The following is a 508-nucleotide window of genomic DNA, read 5'->3' as shown; positions in this document are numbered from 1 at the left end:
TGGCTTTTGTCGGCATCCGCTTCATCAGCGGCTTCCCGTCGAGGAGCTGCCGGTGCAGCTGGGACTGCATGCCTGCGAGAGCGGACCGCCACGGTCCCAGCAGCGCGTGGACGCGCGAGAGTTTTCCGGCGTTGGCAAACTCTTGGAGCGGATAAGCCCGCATCTTCATGGCTTCCCTGGGCAGCTCGGTCGCTTGGGTCATGTGCCGGCGGCTTCGTCTTCAAGGGCAGCGATGGGCTTCTTGATCCGGCGTCTTGAGCCGCGCAACCCGTACAAGCGCGCGGTGAACGAGTAAATCAGGGACAAGAAGCCGTCGCTCTGATCCGAAGTCTGCGCAAGGTCCGCCCCCTCGACGCGGAGCCCTTCCAGGGCGAGGAACACTTCGAACCAGTTGAACCCGACGCGGGTTAGCCGGGCCCAGGTGTTTGACGACGGGTGTTCGCCGGTCCTCCGAACGGAGCGGCTTCACCAGCTTCGGGCGTTCATCGTGGACGCCACCGGCCACTTC

At 64.6% G+C, this 508-nt stretch carries 2 protein-coding genes; both read right to left on the bottom strand.

What is annotated here, in order from left to right; translation table 11 throughout:
* On the bottom strand, nucleotides 1-202 hold a 202-nt coding region (locus tag HGO92_RS23215), incomplete at its 3' end, for a hypothetical protein (RefSeq protein WP_169999120.1).
* Nucleotides 199-381, bottom strand: a complete 183-nt coding sequence (locus tag HGO92_RS23210; protein ID WP_169999118.1) for a hypothetical protein — start codon at nucleotides 379-381, stop codon at nucleotides 199-201. The genes HGO92_RS23210 and HGO92_RS23215, both read right to left, overlap by 4 nt.
* Nucleotides 382-508 lie beyond the last annotated feature (127 nt).

This window comes from Crystallibacter degradans, from assembly GCF_012952295.1.
In the GTDB taxonomy this organism is placed as follows: Bacteria; Actinomycetota; Actinomycetes; order Actinomycetales; family Micrococcaceae; genus Crystallibacter; species Crystallibacter degradans.
Note: the sequence above shows the minus strand (reverse complement) of the source record. Positions and strands in the feature narration are given on the sequence as shown.